The organism is Photobacterium sagamiensis (genome assembly GCF_050337085.1).
Lineage (GTDB): Bacteria > Pseudomonadota > Gammaproteobacteria > Enterobacterales > Vibrionaceae > Photobacterium > Photobacterium sagamiensis.
On sequence record NZ_JAKJSP010000025.1, the window covers coordinates 53,333 to 74,075 of the forward strand.

A 20,743-nucleotide genomic window follows, 5' to 3' on the forward strand; every position below is an offset into this window, starting at 1 on the left:
TCTCATTGAGGGGAAGAAGAAAATGATTACAAAGAGGCAACCGCAGCACGAGCACCTTTGGTGATGATCAGCTGGTAGGCATTTGTGATTTCACTAACAAGGCTTTCGTTGCTGATCAGGTCTGTACCGAAGATGGCTTCAATACCGAGCAGCGCTTTAACGACCGATGTATTGATGCCGTGTTGTTGGTAAATGGTTTTAAATTGCTCGGCCATTGGATCACGCACGTCAATAGGCTTTGCTTTTTCATCAACACCGCTGATGTAGGTCATCCAGCCTGCGATCCCCATTGCCAGCCATTTGTAGTCAGTCCCATTCTCTAGGTGGAAGCGAAGCGAACCGCCCATACGCTGAGGGATCTTCTGGCTGCCGTCCATTGCAATTTGCCAGGTCTGGTGTTTCAGGCTTGGGTTGGTGAACCGCTCGATAAGCAGTTTGGCATAGCCTTCTAAGTCGGTACCTTCAGGCATGTTAAGCGTTGGGGCTTGTGCTTTCATCATCATGTCAAAAGCGGCTTTGCGGTAGCTTTCATTGGTCATGGTGTCTGAGATATGGGCATAGCCGCCAAGATAGCCAAGGTAAGCGAGGAAAGAGTGACTACCGTTTAGCATGCGCAGTTTCATCTCTTCAAAAGGCACAACATCGGCAACAAACTCAGCACCAGCAACATCCCATTCTGGGCGACCATTTACAAAATTATCTTCAATGACCCACTGACGGAATGGTTCACAAGCAATACCGCATGGATCTTCAACGCCGACCAAGGTAGTGATTTCTGCCAATGTTTCAGGGGTTGCAGCCGGTACAATGCGATCAACCATGGTACAAGGGAACGTCACATTGCCTTCAATCCAGCCGGCGAGCTCTGTATCAACAATGTGTGCGAAATCAAGTACGGCAGCGCGGGCAACATGGCCATTTTCTTGCACGTTGTCGCAAGACATCACCGTAAATGGTTGCAGGCCGCGATCACGACGCAAACGTAATGCCTCAACGATATAGCCAATCGCTGAGTTAGGCGCTGTTGGATTGGCCAAATCGGCTTTGATCAGGCTGTTATTTTTATCGAGGCGACCGGTACTCGGGTCTGCACAGTAGCCCTTTTCAGTGATTGTCATTGAAACAATGGCGACTTGCTCTTGTGCCATTTTTTCTAAGATGGCTTGCTGGCCATCGAAAGCCGGATGTAGAGATTCGGTGACTGAACTAATCATTTTAACCGTTGTGGCGTCAGCGCCTTTTTCGGCTACAGTGTATAAATGATCTTGCTCGCGAAGTTGAGTGATCAGATCTTCACCACCAAACAGATTGATTTCGCAAATACCCCAATCGCTATCGGTTTTTTCCAACATTTCACTGGTAAACAGTGCCTGGTGGGCACGGTGAAATGCACCAAAACCAAGATGAACGATACGAGTTTTCAATGTGGTGCGATCAAATTCAGGACGTATTACACCAGTACTAATTTGTGAATTTGCAATATTTTTATTCATCGGGTTCTCCGTTTATCCCGCTAGCATAATGCTGGCGGGATAGTTTGATTTAAACTCTATGGCAAAGGGGGGGGCGTGATTAGTAACCGTAACCCAATACCAGTTTAGGGAGTATCAAGCTCAATTCTGGAATGAAGGTAACGGCGAGCAGTGCAAGAACAAGCGCGGCGTAGAATGGAAGCAGAGGCTTGATAATCTTATCGATTGATACGTTTGCCACTGAACAGCCGATAAACAGAGCACTGCCTACAGGCGGTGTACAGATACCGATAGCCAGGTTGAAGGTCATCATGATGCCAAAGTGGACAGGATCAATCCCCATGTCTAATGCGACGGGCAAAAAGATCGGGGTGAAAATGAGAACCGCAGGCGTCATATCCATAAAGATGCCCACAATTAATAGAATCAAGTTAATGACTAACAAGATGATTATTGGGTCATCTGACAGGGCCATTAATGCATCAGCAATCATGTAAGGGATATCAGCATTGGCCATCGCCCATGACATCCCCATCGATGCGCCAACCAGCAGTAATACAATGGATGTGGTAACCGCCGATTCCAAAATGATCTTTGGTAGTTGTCTGATTGTCACTTCACGGTAAAAAACCACTGCCAGTAAAAATGTGTAGACAACGGCAATCGCAGAGGCTTCGGTTGCAGTGAAAATACCTCCAATGATACCTCCCATAATAATGAAGACGAGCATCAAAGAAGGAATTGCTTTAACTGTTGTGTCCCAAACTTCGGCGAACGTTGGTCTTGCTGCGATAGGGTAGCCACGGCGCTTGGCTATGATGCCCGCGACAACCATCAGGCTCAATCCCATGATAATACCGGGAATGTAACCGGCCAGGAAAAGAGCGGCGATCGAGGTACCGCCAGAAACTAAAGAAAAAACGATCAGGGTATTACTTGGCGGGATCAGCAGACCAGTAGGGCAAGATGTAATATTGACTGCCGCTGAGAAATGTTCATCATAACCGTCTTTCTTTTGCAGTGGCGCCATGGTACCGCCAACGGCAGCAGCAGAAGCAACCGCTGAACCAGAGATGGAACCGAACATCATATTCGCCATCACGTTCACGTGTGCCAGCGAGCCAGGTAATCGACCACCGAGTACTTTGGCTAAGTTAATCAGGCGGATTGCAATCCCGCCCTGGTTCATAATATTACCCGCAAGAATAAAAAACGGGATGGCTAACAGAGCAAAGTTATCTAAGCCAGCGGCCATACGTTGGGCGACAACGGCAATCGCCGGTTCCAGCGGCAGCGTCATCATAATTGTTGCCAGCGAGGAAAGGCCGATAGCGAATGATACCGGGATCCCCAGGCAGAGCAGGACAGCAAAACTGCCAAAGAGTGTAAGAATTAATTGCCATTCCATGATGAAATTCCTTTATTTATTGATCAGTGACTGTTTTTCGGTTGTTAGAAATCTACCAGGGAAAAGCAGTTTTACTTTTTCAAGGCTGAATACAACAGAGTAGAAAATCATAAGGGCCCCACTCAATGGTAAGCAGAAATAGACATAACCCATTTCAAGCCCGAGAGCGGGGGTGACTTGTCCTGTGGCTAGCGTTTTCAGGGCAAGACTGGTTCCACCATAGACCAGAACAATCAATGAAAAGGCGGCGATAGCTAGCTGAATGATGATCTCATTAACAAATTTCTTTTTGCCGCTTAGCTTCATTGTCAGTAAGTCAATGGCCAAATGACGTTTTTGGCCTGTTGTATAGGCTGCACCGATCAGGGCAACCCACATAAATAAATAACGCGCCAGTTCATCTGTCACCGTACTTGGTTTACCAATTACGTAACGTGAAATCACTTGCCAAATAACGCAAAAGACAAGGAAGGTAGAGAGTGAGACAGTAAAAAATGCCAACCCTCTATTCACATATCCAACCACTTTATTCATTGTTCGTTTCCTTACATTAGGAGAATCACTGCATCATGCTGGTTAACCAATTGGTGAGTGGTTAAATGCCGTCATTAATTGCAGCGGAGCATAGCTATTAGCCGATTATAGTTAGAGGAGGCATTCATGTCATGCGATCCAGATCACATCCAGATTGGTTGACCAATCTTATGGGTATTTCTGTGATTCGGGTCAACCAATTGGACTTTCTTCTTGACCAAAGATGAAAGGGCGTCAATAATTACTTCGAATTCGGAAATACCCTACAAAACTGGATAGTCAAGATAATCAAATTGAATGGAGACAATAAAATGATGACTCGTAAACGTTTGCTTACTGCTGTTATTGGTGCGGCTTTGACAATTGGTAGCTCAGCATCTGCTTTTGCTGCAACCACCCTCAAGCTGAGCCATAACCACAACCGCGATCACGCCGTTCATAAAGCGATGACGTCTATGGCCAAAGAAGTTAAAGAATTAACTAATGGTGAAGTACGTATTCGTATTTACCCAGATGCACAGCTAGGTTCGCAACGTGAATCCATGGAATTAATGCAAAATGGTGCATTAGACATGGTAAAAACCAATGCTGCTGAACTTGAAGCCTTCGCGTCAGCGTATTCTGCGTTTAACCTGCCATATCTTTTCCGTGATCAACAGCATTACTTCAATGTACAAGAGGGAGAAGTTGGTGAAGAAATCTTGGCTTCATCGCGCGACAGTGGCTTCGTCGGTTTGACCTATTACAATGCAGGTGCCCGCAGCTTCTATACCTCTAAACCAATTAATACGCCTGAAGATTTGAAGGGTCTGAAAATCCGTGTCCAACCAAGCCCATCAGCCATTAGTATGGTGAATGCGCTAGGTGGCAACGCAACGCCTCTTGCTTACGGCGAACTCTATACTGCGCTTCAACAGGGTGTAGTCGATGCGGCAGAAAATAACATTCCATCTTTCAGCTTAAGCCGTCATAGCGAAGTATCAAAATACTTCAGCATGGATGAACACACTATGGTTCCAGACGTGCTGGTTATTTCAAACAAAGCGTATGATGGGTTGTCTGATGAGAATAGAGCTGCACTAAAACAAGCAGCAACAAACTCTATGGAACTGATGAAAGATCTTTGGGCTGAATCAGAGAAAAAAGAACGTGCTAAAGCGGAAAAAATGGGCGTGACATTTGTAACACCTAATAAAGCGGCGTTCGTTGAGGCCGTTAAACCAATGTACGCTGATATCGCAAAAACTAAGCCAGAGTTGATGGCGATTGTTGAGCGCATTCAAGCGGTTCAATAAGTCTGTGCTGTTGCTAGCGAATTGCTAGCAACAGCAAAGGTGTTGTGACATTGCGTAAGTAAAGAGAAATAGGTTGACCAATTTTATGTGGTTGCTATGATCATGTAATGAGTGTGATTAAATTGAGTGACAATATCATTATGATGCCATCTGAAACCAAACGACCTTATCAGGAACTAGGTCTAATCCTTCGCCAAGAGCTAATTGAAGGTAATTATCAAGTCGGGGATCGTTTACCCCCTGAGCGTGACATTGCTGATCGACTGAATGTCAGCCGTACTGTGGTGCGTGAAGCGATTATTATGCTTGAACTTGAAAACTTGGTTGAGGTGAAAAAAGGCTCAGGTGTCTATATCCTTAATATTCCAAACAAATCTAATGGAAAAAAAGCGATCATCAGTGATGATGCTGGACCGTTTGAAATGTTACAGGCAAGGCAGTTACTTGAAAGTAATATCGCTGAATTTGCAGCGACTCAGGTAACACCGGGTGATATCGTGAAAATGCGTGCTGCATTGGAATTAGAGCGACAAGAGTTGGCCAGTGGTTCAAGTGAGTACATTGGTGATGAGCAATTTCACCTTTGCATTGCTGAAGCGACTCAAAATTCCGTATTGGTAGATATGCTAAAGCAATCCTGGGAACGTCGTGAAATGAGTCCAATGTGGAAAAAATTACAATCTCATATCATAGATCAAGCTTACCGTGAAGAGTGGTTAGCGGACCATGCGCAGATTCTTTCAGCGATGCAGAGGAAAGATCCTGTCTCAGCAAAAAATGCAATGTGGCAACACCTTGAAAATGTAAAACAACGATTATTAGAGCTGTCAGATATAGATGATCCTAATTTTGATGGTTATTTATTCAGCTCTAACCCAGTTTTACTCCTTAGGGATATGAAGTAAACGCGTATCCCACTTTTCCGCCATCTTTAATGGCAACGAAATAACAACCAGTACTGATTTAGATTCGATAGATTTTTATCGAAGGGATCAGTCATGTCTAAAAAAGGTGATTGTCATGGAACAAACTTGGCGCTGGTATGGCCCGAATGATCCTGTATCGTTAGATGATATTCGTCAAGCGGGTGCAACCGGCATTGTTAATGCCTTACATCAGATCCCCAATGGTCATGTCTGGAGTAAAGAGGACATTCTGGCTCGTAAAGCAATCATTGAAGAGAAAGGTTTAACCTGGTCTGTTGTTGAAAGTGTACCTGTGCATGAAGAAATCAAAACACGTACGGGTGATTATGCACTGTGGGTTGAGAACTATAAGCAAACACTGCGTAATCTTGCAGAATGCGGTATAGATACTGTTTGTTATAATTTCATGCCCGTTTTGGATTGGACCCGTACTGATCTTGAATTTGAAATGCCGGATGGTTCTAAAGCATTGCGATTTGATCAAATTGCTTTTGCTGCATTTGAACTGCATATATTGAAACGACCTGGTGCAGAAGACACATATTCTGACAATGAAAAAGTACAGGCAAAAATCTATTTTGATAATATGTCGCCAGCGGATATTCAAAAGCTGACGTCTAACATTATCGCAGGCCTGCCTGGTGCCGAAGAAGGTTACACATTAGAAGCCTTTCAGGTACAGTTGGATCGTTATAAAGGCATTGATAAAGAAACACTGCGTGAGCATATGGCGGCATTTCTGCAGGAGTTAATGCCTGTTTGTGAAGCTTACGGTCTGAAACTGGCTGTTCATCCAGATGATCCACCGCGTCCCATTCTTGGCTTACCTCGAATTGTGTCCACTATCGATGATATTGAATGGTTAACGAAGGCTGTCCCAAGTAAAATGAACGGTATTACCTTGTGTACTGGTTCCTATGGTGTTCGTGGTGACAATGATCTTGTTAATATGATCAAGCAATATGGCGATCGTATTTACTTTACCCATTTACGTTCGACGAAACGTGAAGATAATTCCAATAATTTCCATGAAGCGGCTCACTTAGAAGGTGATGTTGACATGTATAACGTGGTATTGGAAATTCTGAAGGAGGAGCAACACCGTAAAGAGAATGGCGATCTACGCTTAATTCCTATGCGTCCGGATCATGGTCATCAAATGCTGGATGATCTGAAAAAGAAAACCAATCCAGGTTATTCGGCGATTGGACGTCTGAAAGGTTTGGCAGAGGTTCGTGGTCTTGAATTGGCATTGAGACGAACTTTCTTTCTATAAATAAGCTATAGTTAATTTAATAAGTCTATCCATTAAAGCGACTTAAATTTATTTTGATTCCTTGTGATTGTTCCTATTTGTTAATATGGCTATGTTTATAAATCAGGACTTTGTTTAAAATATCAAATGCAGCTTAAAGTGGTGTTTTTTATTTCAACGCTATGAATTTGTACATGCGTAGATAAAGGTATTATTGATTAATTAATCACAAGTAAAATCAAAATCATTAAAGTTGTGTCATTTAAAATTAACATTAACACCATGTTGGCGTGGTGTTAATGTCGACTTCATTCTTGATGGGTTACTAGTAATAAAGTTAACAGCCATTTTTTAATGGGCCGCGATAATTGTTAGTTACCCATTGATTAAATTGTGAACATATAATTGTAATTTGAAATGATTCAATATTGTTACAGTTTATACACTATTAGATTTCTTACCTTCAATTATGCACGGTTATTAAACCATTACTGATCTGGTGGTGATGCTATATAAATGATTTAAAATAATATTTAATTTTCGAGTCGTAGTTAATAAGAAACATTTTAGAAGGATGCATTAGCTATTCGGTGGGTAAAAGGGATCTCTAACCATGAAGCAACTATCTTTCAAGATGAATATGATTGCAATATTCATTATTATTATTTCGATTACAATCGTGACATCATACTTTAGTGTTAATCATTATATTAGCAATTATATTTATGAGACCGACACGAAGAATATCAAGGCGCAGGTTAACCTGATAAAAGATAAGTTAGTTGAAGACATCAATAACAAAATAATTTTAACAGAAAACTTGAATTTTGGCCTGGCGTCAATAAAAGGCACCAAAGAAAAAACAGGATTTCATGATATCGTAAAAGTTGTCAGTGACTTAGCATTTACACCTGAAGGTAGTATTGATGATAAAAATAAGGTTCAATCATATATTGATCAAGTAGAAAAAGCCAACGGTCTAGTCGTTGTAAGCGACGTTTTCTATGATGAAGATAAGCCGCTGATTACGATTACAGTTCCGCGTAGAAAAGGATCTGGTGATATATTTTTTATAGATCTAAGCTACACTCAGACATTATTGGAAAAATCAGCTATAGCTGGTAGTTATATTGAACTGATTGATTCAAATAGTAATGTGTTATTTTCAAGCAAAAAAAAGGGTGACCTTATACCCTTACCAAGTGAATTTGATGTTCGAGGCAAGAAGTGGAGCCTGACTGGGTATATTGATAAAGCATTTATTCAGAAAAATACTGCTCATCTCAATAACTCTATCACCTTTGCGTTGTTGCTTGCTGCTTTAGCGATTATTCCACTCAGTATTGCAGCCATTAATGTGGCGTTTAAGCCAATTGTTTCCCTGCGCAATATCGTGACTGAGCTTTCGCAAGGTAACGGCGATTTGACCCGTCGTTTGGATGTATATGCTCAGGACGATCTTGGTAAAATCGCGGCAGGCATTAACCAATTCATTGATAATCTGCAAAAAATGATATTGGATGTAGCTCAGTCTGGTCAGTCTATTAACTTGGAAATCAATCAGTTGCGTGAGCAGGCAGATTCCAATCAGGCATTGTTAACCGCCCATTCTGAAGAGACCGAACAAGTCGTAACCGCAATCACTGAAATGAGCTCAACCGCGGACTCTGCTGCGCAAAGTGTAGCCAGTATGGCTAGATTGACACAAAAAACCAACAATGAGGCAGAGCAGTCAAAAACTGTAGTACAAGAAGCGGTTCAGAGTGTTTCGGCTTTGGTTGGCGAAATGGAGAGTATGTCTGAGTCTATTGTGACCATGAGTAAAGATACTGCTCAGATTGGCTCTGTGTTAGGTGTTATTGGCGATATCGCCGAACAAACAAATTTGTTAGCACTGAATGCAGCGATTGAAGCTGCTCGAGCTGGTGAACAGGGCCGTGGTTTTGCTGTTGTCGCTGATGAGGTACGGACGTTGGCAGCGCGCACTCAGCAAAGTACAACTGAAATCAATGAAATGCTGGCTAAACTGCGCAGTGGAACCAGCACAGTTGTTAGTGCGATGGAAACGACAAAAGCCAGCTGTCAGCATACAGCGGAAAATACCGCCCGAGTAATGGATTCACTCGAATCAATGACAGAATCCGTCGTCGAAATTAACGATTTAACGGCACAGACAGCGGCGTCTGCTGAGCAGCAAAGTTCGGTGACAGAGGAAATCCACCGCAATATGACTGCCATTCAGGAGATGATTAACAATATTAATCACAATGGACAGGAAACCGTAAATAGCACCCATCAGTTAAACAATACCAATACTCAGCTTCATGATGTTGTAGGCCGATTTAAACTTAGTTAACTATTTTAACAAAACAGATTCGAACGTGAATATTATATTCATTATTAACTTTAGGCGGAGTTGTTTCTAATCGAATTTTTATTTAAAAATTGCCAAGGAATTAAATGTCTACTAGAGAATGCTCAATCAGAAATTGACTGGTTGTGATTCTTTCTTGTTGTATTTTTCTTTATGGATAGAAGAAATGTCATTATCAAACGTAATATTAACCGTACTAAGCACTCGTGATGCCACCGGTTACGATATCACCAAAGAATTCTCAAGCAGCATCGGTTATTTCTGGAAAGCGAGCCACCAACAGGTGTATCGCGAATTGAACAAAATGGCCGACAACAACTTGGCTACCTCCCGACATGAACCACAAAATTGCAAACCGGACCGTAAGGTCTACTCCATTACCGATCTTGGACGGCAGGCGCTGTTTGATTGGTTTCAGGAACCCGCTCGCAATCCAAAGATCCGCGATGAGTTCTTGGCCAAACTACTGGTTTGCGGTGTTCATAATTCTGAACCAATGCAAGAGCAGCTTGCGGCACTCATTCAAGAGTCTCATACACTAATGAACAACTATGGTGAACTGGAAAAAATCCACTTTGCTGACTACAAAAACATGGAGCGCCAGTCTCGTCTTGACCGCCTGACCCTGCGGCGTGGTATGCATAACCGTCAGGCGTGGATTAGCTGGGCAGAAGAAGCCCTCACTGAGCTTAAAGAGATCGACGATGTTGAATAATTATTGGTTGTTGATCATCAGGATGATGCGTTGCCGAGAAAAACAACAAAGCAATCAATGATAAACAATCAATGATAAATATGCCCATAGCTGAATGAACAAGTCAGTTGTCACAAGGTTATGGGTCTAGTTGGAAAAATCATTGTCGTCGCCAGAGTCTAGAAGCGTTATCGAGCCCGTTATACCCCTCTTAAGTTTCCCCCAACGAGTCTACCAAAACAGCGTCATGTATATTCCCCTGCTATTTTCTGATCCCCATTAAGTGTTAATTGAATTTATTTACAGAACGCAATGCTTTGATATATGGCGATTTTGGCAAAATGTGAGCTAGGTATTGCTTGTTTTTTGATCTATCTCAATTAGGTATTGCATTACTCCTTTAGAGGTATGCATCTGATGGATTATAGGCATAGATTAGGAGTATCCCTACAAAACATGCGTGTTTAAGTGGTCGGATCGCATTTTGCTTGTGCTTGCTTCATGTATCGGCATGTTTTTAGGGAAGTTTGCCTCTTAACTCATGTTTTAAAAAATAGGAACGGCTCTTAAAAATAGGAGTGCGCTATGTCTGTTTGGGAGGGTTCAATAGATGAGCGATTACCATGTCTGTAGCCTGATTGTGCTCGCGTTAGCTGATCAGACTGAATCTGTTAAAAAAGCAATAGAAAATCTGGAAGGGGCAGAAGTACCTGTAAGCAATGAAGTCGGAAAGATGGTGGTGGTACTCGAGGGCGATAGCAGAGACGGATTGGTAGGACGTTTCGAAGACATAAAAACACTGCCCGGCGTGTTAGCTGTGACCTTGGTGTACAACCATATGGATGAGCAATCTGAGCTTAAGGAAGCGTAAAATGACAGTCAGTAGACGTAGTTTCTTAAAGGCCAATGCAGCAGCAGCGGCAGCAGCGGCGGCAGGCTTGACCTTACCTGTTTCTGTTGCCCAAGCTGCCGGCGAAGACACGGAAGTCAAGTGGGATAAGGCACCTTGCCGCTTTTGTGGCACAGGCTGTAGCGTACTTATCGGTACTCAAAATGGCCGGGTAGTGGCATCCCAGGGCGATCCTGACGCGCCGGTTAATAAAGGGTTAAACTGTATTAAAGGGTATTTCCTGCCCAAGATCATGTACGGAAAAGATCGTCTTACTCAGCCGTTACTGCGTAAAACCGATGGGGTTTACGATAAAGAGGGTGAGTTCACGCCAGTGAGCTGGGATGAAGCCTTTGATGTCATGGCGGAGAAATATAAGCAGGCATTGAAGGAGAAAGGGCCGACGTCTGTCGGAATGTTCGGCTCAGGTCAATGGACTGTCTGGGAAGGCTATGCGGCTGCCAAGCTGTTTAAAGCCGGTTTCCGGTCAAACAACATCGATCCCAATGCCCGTCATTGTATGGCTTCTGCCGTTGTTGGCTTTGCCCGTACCTTCGGCATGGACGAACCGATGGGTTGCTATGACGATTTAGAGCAAGCCGATGCGTTTGTGCTTTGGGGAGCTAACATGGCAGAGATGCATCCCATCTTGTGGACACGTCTCACCGATCGCCGGTTGTCTTCCGACAAAGTGAAAGTCGCTGTGCTTTCCACCTTTACCCACCGTAGTTATGAGCTGGCCGATAACCCGATCATTTTCACGCCACAGACGGATCTGGCGATTTTAAACTTTATTGCCCACTACATTATTTCCAATAATAAGGTCAATAAAGCGTTCCTTGATAAGCATGTCAATATCCGCAAAGGTGAAACGGATATCGGCTACGGCTTGCGTCCGACTCATCCGCTGGAAAAGGCGGCCAAGAACCCGGGCAGCAAAAAATCAACGCCGATGAGCTTTGACGAATATGCCAAGTTTGTCTCGACGTATACCGCTGAATACACGTCTGAACTGTCAGGTGTACCGATCGATCAGCTCAATGAATTAGCCGAAATGTATGCAGATCCTGATGTTAAAGTTGTCTCTTACTGGACCATGGGATTCAACCAGCATACCCGCGGCGTCTGGGCCAACAACCTGGTCTATAACATTCACCTGTTAACCGGCAAAATATCGAAACCTGGTTGCGGTCCCTTCTCATTAACGGGGCAGCCATCGGCATGCGGTACTGCGCGTGAAGTGGGTACTTTTGCTCACCGTTTGCCTGCCGACATGGTGGTAATGAATCCCAAGCACCGTGAAATGTGTGAAACCAAGTGGAACATACCGGCAGGCACCATTCCGGCAAAACCGGGTTACCATGCCGTTCTCCAGGACAGGATGCTAAAAGATCGCAAGCTCAATGCCTATTGGGTGATGTGTAACAACAATATGCAGGCCGGACCGAATATTAATGAAGATCGCCTGCCGGGCTACCGCGATCCTGCGAACTTTATTGTGACCTCCGATCCGTATCCAACCGTTACGGCCATGGCCTCAGATCTGATTTTACCCACAGCAATGTGGGTTGAAAAAGAAGGTGCCTATGGTAATGCCGAGCGCCGTACCCAGTTCTGGCGCCAGCAAATCTCCCCGCCGGGTGAAGCGAAATCAGATCTTTGGCAGCTGATGGAATTTTCCAAGCGCTTTAAGGTTGAGGAAGTCTGGCCAGCAGAGCTGATTGCCAAAAAACCGGAGCTTAAAGGCAAAACGTTGTTCGATGTGCTGTATAAAAATGGCAATGTCGATGAGTTCAGCCTTGACGAAATTCCTGCCGATCAGTTAAACGATGAGTCCCGTGATTTTGGCTTCTATGTGCAAAAGGGGCTGTTTGAAGAGTATGCCTACTTTGGCAGGGGCCATGCCCATGATCTGGCGCCGTTTGATATGTACCACCAGGCACGGGGCTTACGCTGGCCTGTGGTTGATGGCAAAGAAACTTTATGGCGCTATTCAGAAGGTTACGACCCATATGTGAACAAAGGGGAGGAATTTTCTTTCTATGGCAAGCCGGATAAAAAAGCGGTGATTTTTGCCCTGCCTTATGAACCTGCTGCCGAATCACCGGATGATGAATATGATCTCTGGCTATCGACCGGACGGGTACTCGAACACTGGCATACCGGTTCTATGACGCGCAGGGTGCCGGAACTCTATCGCTCATTCCCCGATGCCGTTGTTTATATGCATCCACTCGATGCGAAAAAACGCGGCCTGCGTCGTGGTGATGCGGTCAAGTTAGTGTCGCGCCGTGGTGAAGTACTGAGCCACATCGAAACCCGCGGCCGAAACAGAGTGCCTCAGGGCTTAGTCTTTATGCCATTTTTTGATGCCGGCCAGTTAACCAACAAGTTAACCCTCGATGCAACGGATCCACTTTCGAAAGAAACCGACTTTAAGAAATGTGCGGTGAAAGTGGTTAAAGCATAACTCACGAGTACAGAACGATGAAGACTCCGCGCTTTAGAACTTCTGACAGTCGCAGGCGTTTCTTGCGAGACGCCATGCGAACGGCCATCGGTGTTGGCACTGCAGCAACGGTACTGGGTTTGCAAACCAGGCAAAGCCAGGCTGATGTGGGAGTACCGATACGCCCGCCGGGTGCGTTAGACGAGCCTGATTTTCTTCAGGCCTGCCTGCGCTGCGGTTTGTGCGTGCAAGCCTGCCCGTATGACACATTGAAACTGGCGACGTTGGTGTCGCCGGTGGCTACCGGAACCCCGTATTTCACGGCCCGGCAGGTACCGTGCGAGATGTGTGAAGACATCCCCTGTGTCGTGGCTTGCCCGAGTGGTGCACTCGATCCTGTGATGACCGATATTTATCAGTCAAAGATGGGGACAGCCGTTCTGATCGATCATGAGAACTGCCTGAATTGGCTGGGTTTACGTTGTGATGTTTGTCATCGCGTGTGCCCGCTGATTGATGAGGCGATCACCTTAGAGGCTATTCGTAATCAGCGAACGGGCTACCACGCCAAGTTTATTCCAACCGTGCACACTGATGCCTGCACCGGTTGTGGTAAATGCGAGGAAGCCTGCGTGCTGGACGAAGCGGCGATCAAGGTGGTTCCGACGGTGCTGGCGAAAGGTCAGATGGGGCAGCATTACCGGATAGGCTGGGAAGAAAAGGCGCAGCACGGTGGCAGTTTGATCCCTGACGATCTGACGTTGCCTGTCCGTAAACCCGACAACGCAGGGGGAGGCCAGTAATGGCGAAACTCTTTGTGAAAAACCATGCGAAAGATGCCGGTAAAGCTGCGGTAAAAACACTGGGCTGGTGGAAAGCACATCGCTTTTTGCTGTTGCGCCGTTGTTGTCAGCTGCTGATCATCGGCTTGTTTATGGTTGGGCCGACACTCGGTGTGCTGCGGGGCAACCTGTCATCAAGCACATTGTTTGACACCATACCGATGACCGATCCGCTGATCTTGCTGCAAACCCTGATGGCCGGACATCTGCCAGAGCTTACCGCCCTGCTGGGTGCGCTCATCGTAGTGGTGTTTTACGCCGTGATCGGGCCGCGTGTGTTCTGCGGCTGGGTTTGCCCCATGAATATAGTGACAGATGCTGCCGCGTGGCTAAGGCGAAAACTGGATCTTAAGGTCAGTTATAGCTGGCCATCCAGCATGCGTTACTGGCTGTTGGCGGTTCTGCTGCTTGGCAGTGCGATTTCGGGCACTGTGCTATGGAGCTGGGTCGATCCGGTAGCTGCGTTGCACCGCGGGTTAATCTTCGGCATGGGAGCCGGTTGGATCTTGATCGCCCTGGTGTTTGTGCTCGATTTACTTCTGGTCGAACACGGCTGGTGTGGTCATTTATGTCCGCTGGGGGCGACTTACGGGGTGATTGGCCGTAAGAGCTTACTCCGGGTGACGGCAACTAACCGTGAAGCATGCAACAAGTGTATGGACTGTTTCAATGTGTGTCCGGAGCCTGAAGTATTGCGACAGCCATTAAAAGAAGGTGATCGTCGGGTAATGAGTCAAGACTGTATCAGTTGTGGGCGCTGCATCGATGTCTGTTCTGAAAGGGTATTGGAATTTAAAACAAGAATTGGAGCCAAATATGAAGGGTAAGATTGTTGTGGCTGCACTGCTTGCAGCATTTGTTAGCTCAGCGGCATTAGCTGAAGTTACCTCGCTGCGAGGCGATCAAGAAATTGGCGAGAGCAATGAGGTTGTTACTATCAAGCAAGTGCCGAAAAAGCAGGATCGCCTGGCGCTTGATTTTGTTAACCAGCCGCCTTTAATCCCGCACTCCACGGATCAGGTCCAGCTAAACCCGAGCAATAACGGATGTTTAGAGTGCCATGATGTTAATAAGTACCGTAAATCAGGGGCGCCTCGCGTGAGTGCGACCCATTATATGGATCGTGATAATAAGGTTTTGGGAGACGTTGCACCGCGTCGTTACTTCTGTTTGCAATGCCATGTTACACAGGTTGATGCAACACCATTGGTTGAAAATACCTTTCAGCCTGCTGGTAAATTTGGCAAATAGGAGGTTGTATGGGGATTAAGCTGCCCGGTTTTATTCAGCGCTTCTGGATATGGTTCAGAAAACCTAGCCATTTCGCGATAGGGAGCATACTGACAGTGGGTGTTCTGGTTGGGATCATTTTCTGGGGCGGGTTCAATACCGCAATGGAAATGAGCAACCAGGAAGAGTTCTGTATCAGCTGCCATGAAATGGAAAATAATGTCTACCAGGAGTATGTAGGTACCATTCACTACAACAACCGCAGTGGTGTACGGGCAACCTGCCCTGACTGCCATGTGCCGAAAGAGTGGGTGCCGAAAATGGTTCGTAAGATCCAGGCAAGTAAAGAGTTGTACGCTAAGGCTTTCGGCATTGTGGATACACCGAAGAAGTTTGAAGAGCATAGATTTGAAATGGCATCCCGCGAGTGGGAGAGAATGAAGGCGAATGACTCCCAGGAATGTCGCAACTGCCATAATTTCGAATATATGGATTTCACTACCCAGAAGCCGGTTGCTGCCAAGATCCACGATGATGCGGAAGATGAAGGCAAAACCTGCATCGACTGCCATAAAGGAATTGCGCATCAGCTACCGAAGGGGCACAAGATTGATAAAGCGATCTAGTCACGTTTGCTAACACACCGATCCCCAATTGAGCCATCAGTTGGGGATTTTTTCGTTGGCATATGTTTTTTTGCGTGTGATATCTCATGATTTCTTATGTGAAATGAAGGATAATCCCTCCGATTTTTTACTTGAAATTATTCTTTAGAGAGAGTCATGAGTAATAATAATTTTGTAAAAATTTGCTTGAAGAATGGCGTTAAAGATCTTTTCGAAACGCCTGAGGGCGAGATTGAAGATCTTGTCGAAGTACCTGCACGCGGGATTGAATACAGTTTAAGTCGAGAGGCTTATATAGACAAAAGTAAGCTTGTTTGGTTTAAGATTGATGAAGCAAAAATGACAATAGCAATGAGCTTTGGTGATATTTGGTCGACATTACAGTTCCCTGATCATGGTAGTGAATTTCAGCGGATCAAAAGAGAGCTTACAATGTCGTTGTAATTGAAGTTCTTGATATGATAAGGCCACCATAATCGGGGGCCTTATCATTTGGAACGCCAAGGTATTAAGTGGGATATGGGAGGTGTGAATGCAATCGTCTGTGGAGACTCAATTGATACCTCAGACGGACGGAACGCATTGTGTGCTCCGTTTTTAATTGATGGCATATACTTGATTTGTACGCGAATGATAGTCCCAGTAAGTCTTTGCTTGGTAAGTATTCATTAGGGGAAGTTATGATTTACAATAATATTGTAAAAATCAGCTTGAAGAACGGGATTAAAGACCTTTTCGAAACGTCAGGGGGCGCATTTAGAGAGCTTCTCGAATCGTCTGGGGGAATAAGAGGGATTGAGTACAGTTCAAGTCGTGAGGCTTATATCAATAAAAGTCAGCTTGTTTGGTTTAATATCGATGAAGAAAAAATGACAATAGCAATGAGCTTTGGTGTGATTAGGTCGACATTAAAATTCCCAGATCATGGTGGTGAATTTCAGCGGATCAAAAGAGAACTTACAAGGTAGTTGTAACTGCAGTTCTTGATTGCCAAAGATCATTCCACCTACAATGCCTATCATCAAAGCTTACTCATTAGCTGACACTAGTGTGCATCTTGAATATACAGTTCTTTCGCTTTCTCCGGCGATATTGAATTAACGGAACCCCACACATCCGATGATGAATGCCTGTTATTGATATAGCCCCCTCATCAACGGAGCTATATCATGACTAACGAAAGTTGCTTACGTTATTTCTCAACTACCACACGTGCATTCAACGGTTGTAGTGGACGGTTGTTAGCGCCCATTGCCTCACTTAGCATAGAAATGCGTTTGTTCGAGGCTGCCACTGGTTCTTGTAGAACAAACCAACGTACCCCCTCACTGCATGGTGGTGTAGTTAAGGATCCATTGAAACGGTAGTATTGATCAGTGCTTGGCAACAATTCGCTTGGCTTAACCTCGACATCCAGCTCTACTTCATCGTGATCTGACGGAATTTCTGCTAGTAAGTTAGATAAACTCTTATTAAAGGCGGGATCTGCTTCAAACATTACCGCCACTACAGCCAAGTTACCTTGCTCATTAGCATGAACAAAGTGCGCTTCAAGTGGGTACTGTTTGTTTTTGATATAGTTCTCTGATGGCGTATGGAAATGGAATTGCTTCAGCTCGAAAGACTTTCCATCAACTAGCAGCGTGTTTAGCCCTTCAACATTCGCCTGTACGGTATGGCCATTGTTGATCAATTCAGTCACTTTACCCTGGTATTGGATATTTAGTGGCGCAAGCTCTACTTCAAGAGATTGGGTAATGTTAATTGGAGATTGGTTACTGCCCGCTGCACATATTGGGTAAGTATCACCCCAGTGCTCTACACCATGCTCACCTGTATAGCTCCATTTACCTTCAGCTAAGGCTGAAGAAGAAAGCAGAAAACCTAACGCGGCTATAGCCAATTGTGTTTTTTTCATTTTTATACCTTATGAGTTGAATATTAAAATTCATTATAAACTATGAAAACAAGTGAGCCTGTCAACTGATTCCATGCAGTTACTAGGGGTATATCCCCTTTCTCACTAAGCCACGGCTTATCCTCAATTTCACGCATAGTGAAGCGCTCAAAGGCTAGGGCTTCACCCTTGGTCGCAAACTTTTTGCGTAGACGTTTACCTTGCCGCCCTTGTGGGTAGCACTCGCAAAGCCACGTTCCATCTGTTTGTTTTCTAACAGCTACAATATAGGCTATATGGAGTAAATCAATGTTTATTGAAGGGAATAGAAACAAACGTTGAACATAATCTTTTCTAATCATCCTACGAATTTGATGAAAATCACCTATTCATCATGTTTCATTTGCAGTTCAATAAGCGCGGCGTAGAATGTTTACTAACTTTGGCATGAGATATACCGATCATCGATCGTATAGCTTCCCATATTGGTTATATATGCGATCTGAGGTCGTTGAATAAAATATTATGTATTTAATGGTGAGGTTTTTGATGAATAATTTTCCAAACTTGAGGAAACCTGAAGGCAGCTTATATTGTGGTCCTTATTGTGTAGTCGCATGTTTATACTCTTTTGGGATACTAGATAAAGTCTTACCTGCTGAATTGAATCGGTATGACCCTGTAACAAAAACGTTTGATGGTAGGTCAGTGTCTGTACTTTCTAATCATAATCTCGACCAACTTGCGATAACAATTTACGAAATTACGGGAATTCTTACAAGGGGAGTTAACCCTAAATATATAGAACATTCAGGTAATAATTCAATATCAGCAATGGTGTATATTCTTAATAAATTTGGCTTGAAAACTGAGCTTATAATAAAAGATAAAGCTACGTACTCAGAGTTATATCAAGCCTTTCCAAGTGAATTTGAGCTTATGGATACAATGGAAACAAGTGTTACTATACTAAATAAAAATTCCGCAGCCTTACCCAATAGTATACTTATATCAATTATAGGTTATCCAAATACAACCCATTATGTTGCGAGTAATGAGCAACTTGAATGGTTTGACCCAGAGTTAGATGGGAATACTTTTGATTGGGATGCGATTGAACTTTGGGATGTTAGTGCTAAAAAGCGTCAATCAGCATATTGGTTAGGTGTCTCTATTAGAGTGACAAACCCTAATACTTAGTATCAAGCTGATGCGTTACACTCGGCGATTTTGGTATGGAGTTTGATGAAAATAACCTATTCAACATGTTTCATTTGCAGATCAATAAGCGCTGCGTAGAATGTTTCCTAGCTTTGGCATGAGATATACCGTTCATCGATCGTTTATCTTCCGATATTGCTAGATATAAGACCTGAGATCGTTGAATAAAATGTTAGCACTTCGGAGAAGATATGGAAGTCACTCCAGAGTTCAAATCAGAAAGATTACAATTTAGGCCAATTAAAATTAGTGATTGGCACGTAATGCAAAAAGCGCTTAATTCCGAAAAATTTCCCAAACAGCTACCCCTTGCTCGGCTTACAACTAAATCTCAGATAATTGGTTGGCATGAAAGCCGAGTAAGAGACTGGCAAACCGGTTCATGCTATGTATGGTGCGTTAGGCATAAGTATAATAATGTAGCTATTGGTCAACTTTCGTTGTTACGGAGAGAATCCAGTTTTGCTTTAGCGTATTGGATAGATCCATTGCATTGGGGAACAGGCCTGGCTACAGAAGCTTGTAACGCATTAATCAACGAGCTAAAAGCTACGGGGTTTCAGGGACAGTTATGGGCTGGTACACAACAGTGGAACAGTGCAAGCCGCACAGTGCTCAAAAAACTAGGTTTTCAGTTTACTGCGCAAACAGACCATGAACTAGCAAATGGTCTGATTGAGCGAATTAATGAATACAAATTGGGCATCTCACAGGAGCATCAAGTGCTAACAAAAACATCAAGTTGACGCGTTTTACTCCGCAGTTTTGGTATGAAGTTCAGTGTGTTTGGTAGTTTAGTCGTGGCACACCTTATTGCTGGCGTTAGGGCTTAATATTGGTCATAGTGTCCGCCGATAGCAAATATGTAGATATAATTGTCATCAAATTTGTAAATTAGCCGATCTTTCTGTGAGATCCGTTTAGACCATAGTCCTGATAAATTGTGCTTGAGAGGCTCCGGTTTACCAAGTCCAGAAGCAGGGTCAGACCGAAGCATCTCTTTTAAAAGTTTACAGAGACCTTTGTGCAATTTCTTATCTTTTTCACGAAGTTGTTCATAGATTGTCCAAGTATTGCCCTCAAAGACCAGTGATTTCATTCATTTGCTCTTTTGTTGGTTTATGACCAGTGCCTTGGATATGAGTAGTAGCAGATTCAGCAATTTGCTTCATGAGACTGCTGCTTTGTAACACATGTAGTGTTTCTTGCTCTCTCTCCCAATCTTCAGCACTGATAACGATGAAATCTTCACCAGAACGACGCGTTACCTTTATCGGCGTATGATGATCGATAACATTTTCAACAAAAGATTTTAGGTTATCTCTGAAACGGTTAACACTTATTGAGTCCATGTTTTATCTCTATGTACGGGATTACAGTACAACTGTATACTACAAGCCCTAACAAAACAATTATGGTGATGCGTTTTACTCGGCATTTTTGATATGGGGTTTGGTGCGCTTGGCTGGTTCAGAGTTGGCATACCTTATTGCAGGCGATACGACTAGATAATTGCAAATGCCACGTGTATCGATTGCGAGGTGACGCCCATTATTGTCTGTAAGCTACAATTCGTATTGTTTTAAGTTATTTATTACTAGTATGGATATAGAGCAAACTAAGGCGATAAA

At 44.0% G+C, this 20,743-nt stretch carries 21 protein-coding genes and 1 pseudogene; 15 read left to right on the plus strand and 7 right to left on the minus strand.

The window, feature by feature from the left end:
* Positions 1-26 precede the first annotated feature (26 nt).
* The 3 genes from L4D76_RS12940 to L4D76_RS12950 form a co-directional block, all read right to left on the minus strand.
* A complete protein-coding gene (locus L4D76_RS12940) occupies positions 27-1,493 on the minus strand; it encodes a fructuronate reductase (RefSeq protein WP_428441312.1) in 1,467 nt (488 codons plus the stop codon).
* A gap of 79 nt (positions 1,494-1,572) precedes the next feature.
* A complete protein-coding gene (locus L4D76_RS12945) occupies positions 1,573-2,880 on the minus strand; it encodes a TRAP transporter large permease (RefSeq protein ID WP_428441313.1) in 1,308 nt (435 codons plus the stop codon).
* 12 nt (positions 2,881-2,892) lie between these two features.
* Entirely contained in the window at positions 2,893-3,414 is a 522-nt protein-coding gene (locus L4D76_RS12950) for a TRAP transporter small permease (protein ID WP_428441314.1), read from the minus strand.
* Between the two features lie 311 nt (positions 3,415-3,725).
* Here L4D76_RS12950 and L4D76_RS12955 point away from each other — a divergent pair, with 311 nt between their 5' ends.
* From L4D76_RS12955 to L4D76_RS13015, 13 genes are all read left to right on the plus strand, one after another.
* A complete protein-coding gene (locus tag L4D76_RS12955; RefSeq protein ID WP_428441315.1) occupies positions 3,726-4,709 on the plus strand; it encodes a TRAP transporter substrate-binding protein in 984 nt (327 codons plus the stop codon).
* Between the two features lie 116 nt (positions 4,710-4,825).
* Complete coding sequence (locus L4D76_RS12960) at positions 4,826-5,614, plus strand: FCD domain-containing protein (protein WP_428441381.1); 789 nt, start codon at positions 4,826-4,828, stop codon at positions 5,612-5,614.
* Positions 5,615-5,729: 115 nt separating this feature from the next.
* The gene (gene uxuA / locus L4D76_RS12965) at positions 5,730-6,911 is read left to right on the plus strand and encodes a mannonate dehydratase (protein WP_428441316.1); all 1,182 of its coding nucleotides are present in this window, start codon (positions 5,730-5,732) and stop codon (positions 6,909-6,911) included.
* A gap of 592 nt (positions 6,912-7,503) precedes the next feature.
* The gene (locus tag L4D76_RS12970; RefSeq protein WP_428441317.1) at positions 7,504-9,246 is read left to right on the plus strand and encodes a methyl-accepting chemotaxis protein; all 1,743 of its coding nucleotides are present in this window, start codon (positions 7,504-7,506) and stop codon (positions 9,244-9,246) included.
* Positions 9,247-9,430: 184 nt separating this feature from the next.
* Positions 9,431-9,979, plus strand: a complete 549-nt coding sequence (locus L4D76_RS12975; protein WP_428441318.1) for a PadR family transcriptional regulator — start codon at positions 9,431-9,433, stop codon at positions 9,977-9,979.
* Between the two features lie 589 nt (positions 9,980-10,568).
* The gene (locus L4D76_RS12980) at positions 10,569-10,829 is read left to right on the plus strand and encodes a chaperone NapD (RefSeq protein WP_428441319.1); all 261 of its coding nucleotides are present in this window, start codon (positions 10,569-10,571) and stop codon (positions 10,827-10,829) included.
* A gap of 1 nt (position 10,830) precedes the next feature.
* Positions 10,831-13,317, plus strand: a complete 2,487-nt coding sequence (gene napA, locus L4D76_RS12985) for a nitrate reductase catalytic subunit NapA (RefSeq protein ID WP_428441320.1) — start codon at positions 10,831-10,833, stop codon at positions 13,315-13,317.
* A 17-nt stretch (positions 13,318-13,334) separates the two neighbouring features.
* Positions 13,335-14,099 (plus strand): ferredoxin-type protein NapG, encoded by a 765-nt coding sequence (gene napG, locus L4D76_RS12990; RefSeq protein WP_428441321.1) that lies wholly within the window; start codon positions 13,335-13,337, stop codon positions 14,097-14,099.
* Complete coding sequence (gene napH, locus L4D76_RS12995) at positions 14,099-14,965, plus strand: quinol dehydrogenase ferredoxin subunit NapH (protein WP_428441322.1); 867 nt, start codon at positions 14,099-14,101, stop codon at positions 14,963-14,965. Before napG ends, napH begins: the two co-directional genes overlap by 1 nt.
* Entirely contained in the window at positions 14,955-15,389 is a 435-nt protein-coding gene (locus L4D76_RS13000; RefSeq protein ID WP_428441323.1) for a nitrate reductase cytochrome c-type subunit, read from the plus strand. The genes napH and L4D76_RS13000 overlap by 11 nt, the downstream gene beginning before the upstream one ends.
* A gap of 14 nt (positions 15,390-15,403) precedes the next feature.
* Entirely contained in the window at positions 15,404-15,994 is a 591-nt protein-coding gene (gene napC / locus L4D76_RS13005) for a cytochrome c-type protein NapC (RefSeq protein WP_428441382.1), read from the plus strand.
* Positions 15,995-16,150: 156 nt separating this feature from the next.
* Positions 16,151-16,438 carry a hypothetical protein gene (locus tag L4D76_RS13010; RefSeq protein ID WP_428441324.1) on the plus strand — a complete coding sequence of 96 codons (288 nt, stop codon included), beginning with the start codon at positions 16,151-16,153 and terminating at the stop codon, positions 16,436-16,438.
* 236 nt (positions 16,439-16,674) lie between these two features.
* Positions 16,675-16,962, plus strand: coding sequence for a hypothetical protein (locus tag L4D76_RS13015; RefSeq protein WP_428441325.1), 288 nt, complete (start codon positions 16,675-16,677; stop codon positions 16,960-16,962).
* Between the two features lie 224 nt (positions 16,963-17,186).
* Here the strand turns inward: L4D76_RS13015 and L4D76_RS13020 are convergent, their stop codons facing one another.
* Complete coding sequence (locus tag L4D76_RS13020; protein WP_428441326.1) at positions 17,187-17,912, minus strand: carbonic anhydrase; 726 nt, start codon at positions 17,910-17,912, stop codon at positions 17,187-17,189.
* Between the two features lie 92 nt (positions 17,913-18,004).
* Positions 18,005-18,178: pseudogene (locus tag L4D76_RS13025) on the minus strand (site-specific integrase); the annotation flags it as partial.
* Positions 18,179-18,440: 262 nt separating this feature from the next.
* Here L4D76_RS13025 and L4D76_RS13030 point away from each other — a divergent pair.
* Positions 18,441-19,091 (plus strand): T3SS effector IpaJ family cysteine protease, encoded by a 651-nt coding sequence (locus L4D76_RS13030; RefSeq protein ID WP_428441327.1) that lies wholly within the window; start codon positions 18,441-18,443, stop codon positions 19,089-19,091.
* A gap of 212 nt (positions 19,092-19,303) precedes the next feature.
* Entirely contained in the window at positions 19,304-19,858 is a 555-nt protein-coding gene (locus tag L4D76_RS13035; RefSeq protein ID WP_428441328.1) for a GNAT family N-acetyltransferase, read from the plus strand.
* A gap of 83 nt (positions 19,859-19,941) precedes the next feature.
* On the opposite strand, the gene L4D76_RS13040 is transcribed toward L4D76_RS13035, so the two are convergent.
* Together L4D76_RS13040 and L4D76_RS13045 are read right to left on the minus strand one after the other, a co-directional pair.
* On the minus strand, positions 19,942-20,211 hold the full coding sequence (locus L4D76_RS13040) for a Txe/YoeB family addiction module toxin (protein WP_428441329.1): 270 nt from the start codon (positions 20,209-20,211) through the stop codon (positions 19,942-19,944).
* Entirely contained in the window at positions 20,192-20,464 is a 273-nt protein-coding gene (locus L4D76_RS13045; protein ID WP_428441330.1) for a type II toxin-antitoxin system Phd/YefM family antitoxin, read from the minus strand. Before L4D76_RS13045 ends, L4D76_RS13040 begins: the two co-directional genes overlap by 20 nt.
* Positions 20,465-20,743 lie beyond the last annotated feature (279 nt).

Coding starts and splice junctions, on each gene's coding strand:
- L4D76_RS12955 (WP_428441315.1), top strand. CDS start 3,726: ATGATGACTCGTAAACGTTTGCTTACTGCTGTTATTGGTGCGGCTTTG.
- napH (WP_428441322.1), top strand. CDS start 14,099: ATGGCGAAACTCTTTGTGAAAAACCATGCGAAAGATGCCGGTAAAGCT.
- L4D76_RS13000 (WP_428441323.1), top strand. CDS start 14,955: ATGAAGGGTAAGATTGTTGTGGCTGCACTGCTTGCAGCATTTGTTAGC.
- L4D76_RS13045 (WP_428441330.1), bottom strand. CDS start 20,464: ATGGACTCAATAAGTGTTAACCGTTTCAGAGATAACCTAAAATCTTTT.
- L4D76_RS12970 (WP_428441317.1), top strand. CDS start 7,504: ATGAAGCAACTATCTTTCAAGATGAATATGATTGCAATATTCATTATT.
- L4D76_RS13010 (WP_428441324.1), top strand. CDS start 16,151: ATGAGTAATAATAATTTTGTAAAAATTTGCTTGAAGAATGGCGTTAAA.
- L4D76_RS12975 (WP_428441318.1), top strand. CDS start 9,431: ATGTCATTATCAAACGTAATATTAACCGTACTAAGCACTCGTGATGCC.
- L4D76_RS13040 (WP_428441329.1), bottom strand. CDS start 20,211: ATGAAATCACTGGTCTTTGAGGGCAATACTTGGACAATCTATGAACAA.
- L4D76_RS13020 (WP_428441326.1), bottom strand. CDS start 17,912: ATGAAAAAAACACAATTGGCTATAGCCGCGTTAGGTTTTCTGCTTTCT.
- L4D76_RS12980 (WP_428441319.1), top strand. CDS start 10,569: ATGAGCGATTACCATGTCTGTAGCCTGATTGTGCTCGCGTTAGCTGAT.
- L4D76_RS12940 (WP_428441312.1), bottom strand. CDS start 1,493: ATGAATAAAAATATTGCAAATTCACAAATTAGTACTGGTGTAATACGT.
- L4D76_RS13015 (WP_428441325.1), top strand. CDS start 16,675: ATGATTTACAATAATATTGTAAAAATCAGCTTGAAGAACGGGATTAAA.
- L4D76_RS13030 (WP_428441327.1), top strand. CDS start 18,441: ATGAATAATTTTCCAAACTTGAGGAAACCTGAAGGCAGCTTATATTGT.
- uxuA (WP_428441316.1), top strand. CDS start 5,730: ATGGAACAAACTTGGCGCTGGTATGGCCCGAATGATCCTGTATCGTTA.
- L4D76_RS13035 (WP_428441328.1), top strand. CDS start 19,304: ATGGAAGTCACTCCAGAGTTCAAATCAGAAAGATTACAATTTAGGCCA.
- napA (WP_428441320.1), top strand. CDS start 10,831: ATGACAGTCAGTAGACGTAGTTTCTTAAAGGCCAATGCAGCAGCAGCG.
- L4D76_RS12950 (WP_428441314.1), bottom strand. CDS start 3,414: ATGAATAAAGTGGTTGGATATGTGAATAGAGGGTTGGCATTTTTTACT.
- L4D76_RS12945 (WP_428441313.1), bottom strand. CDS start 2,880: ATGGAATGGCAATTAATTCTTACACTCTTTGGCAGTTTTGCTGTCCTG.
- napG (WP_428441321.1), top strand. CDS start 13,335: ATGAAGACTCCGCGCTTTAGAACTTCTGACAGTCGCAGGCGTTTCTTG.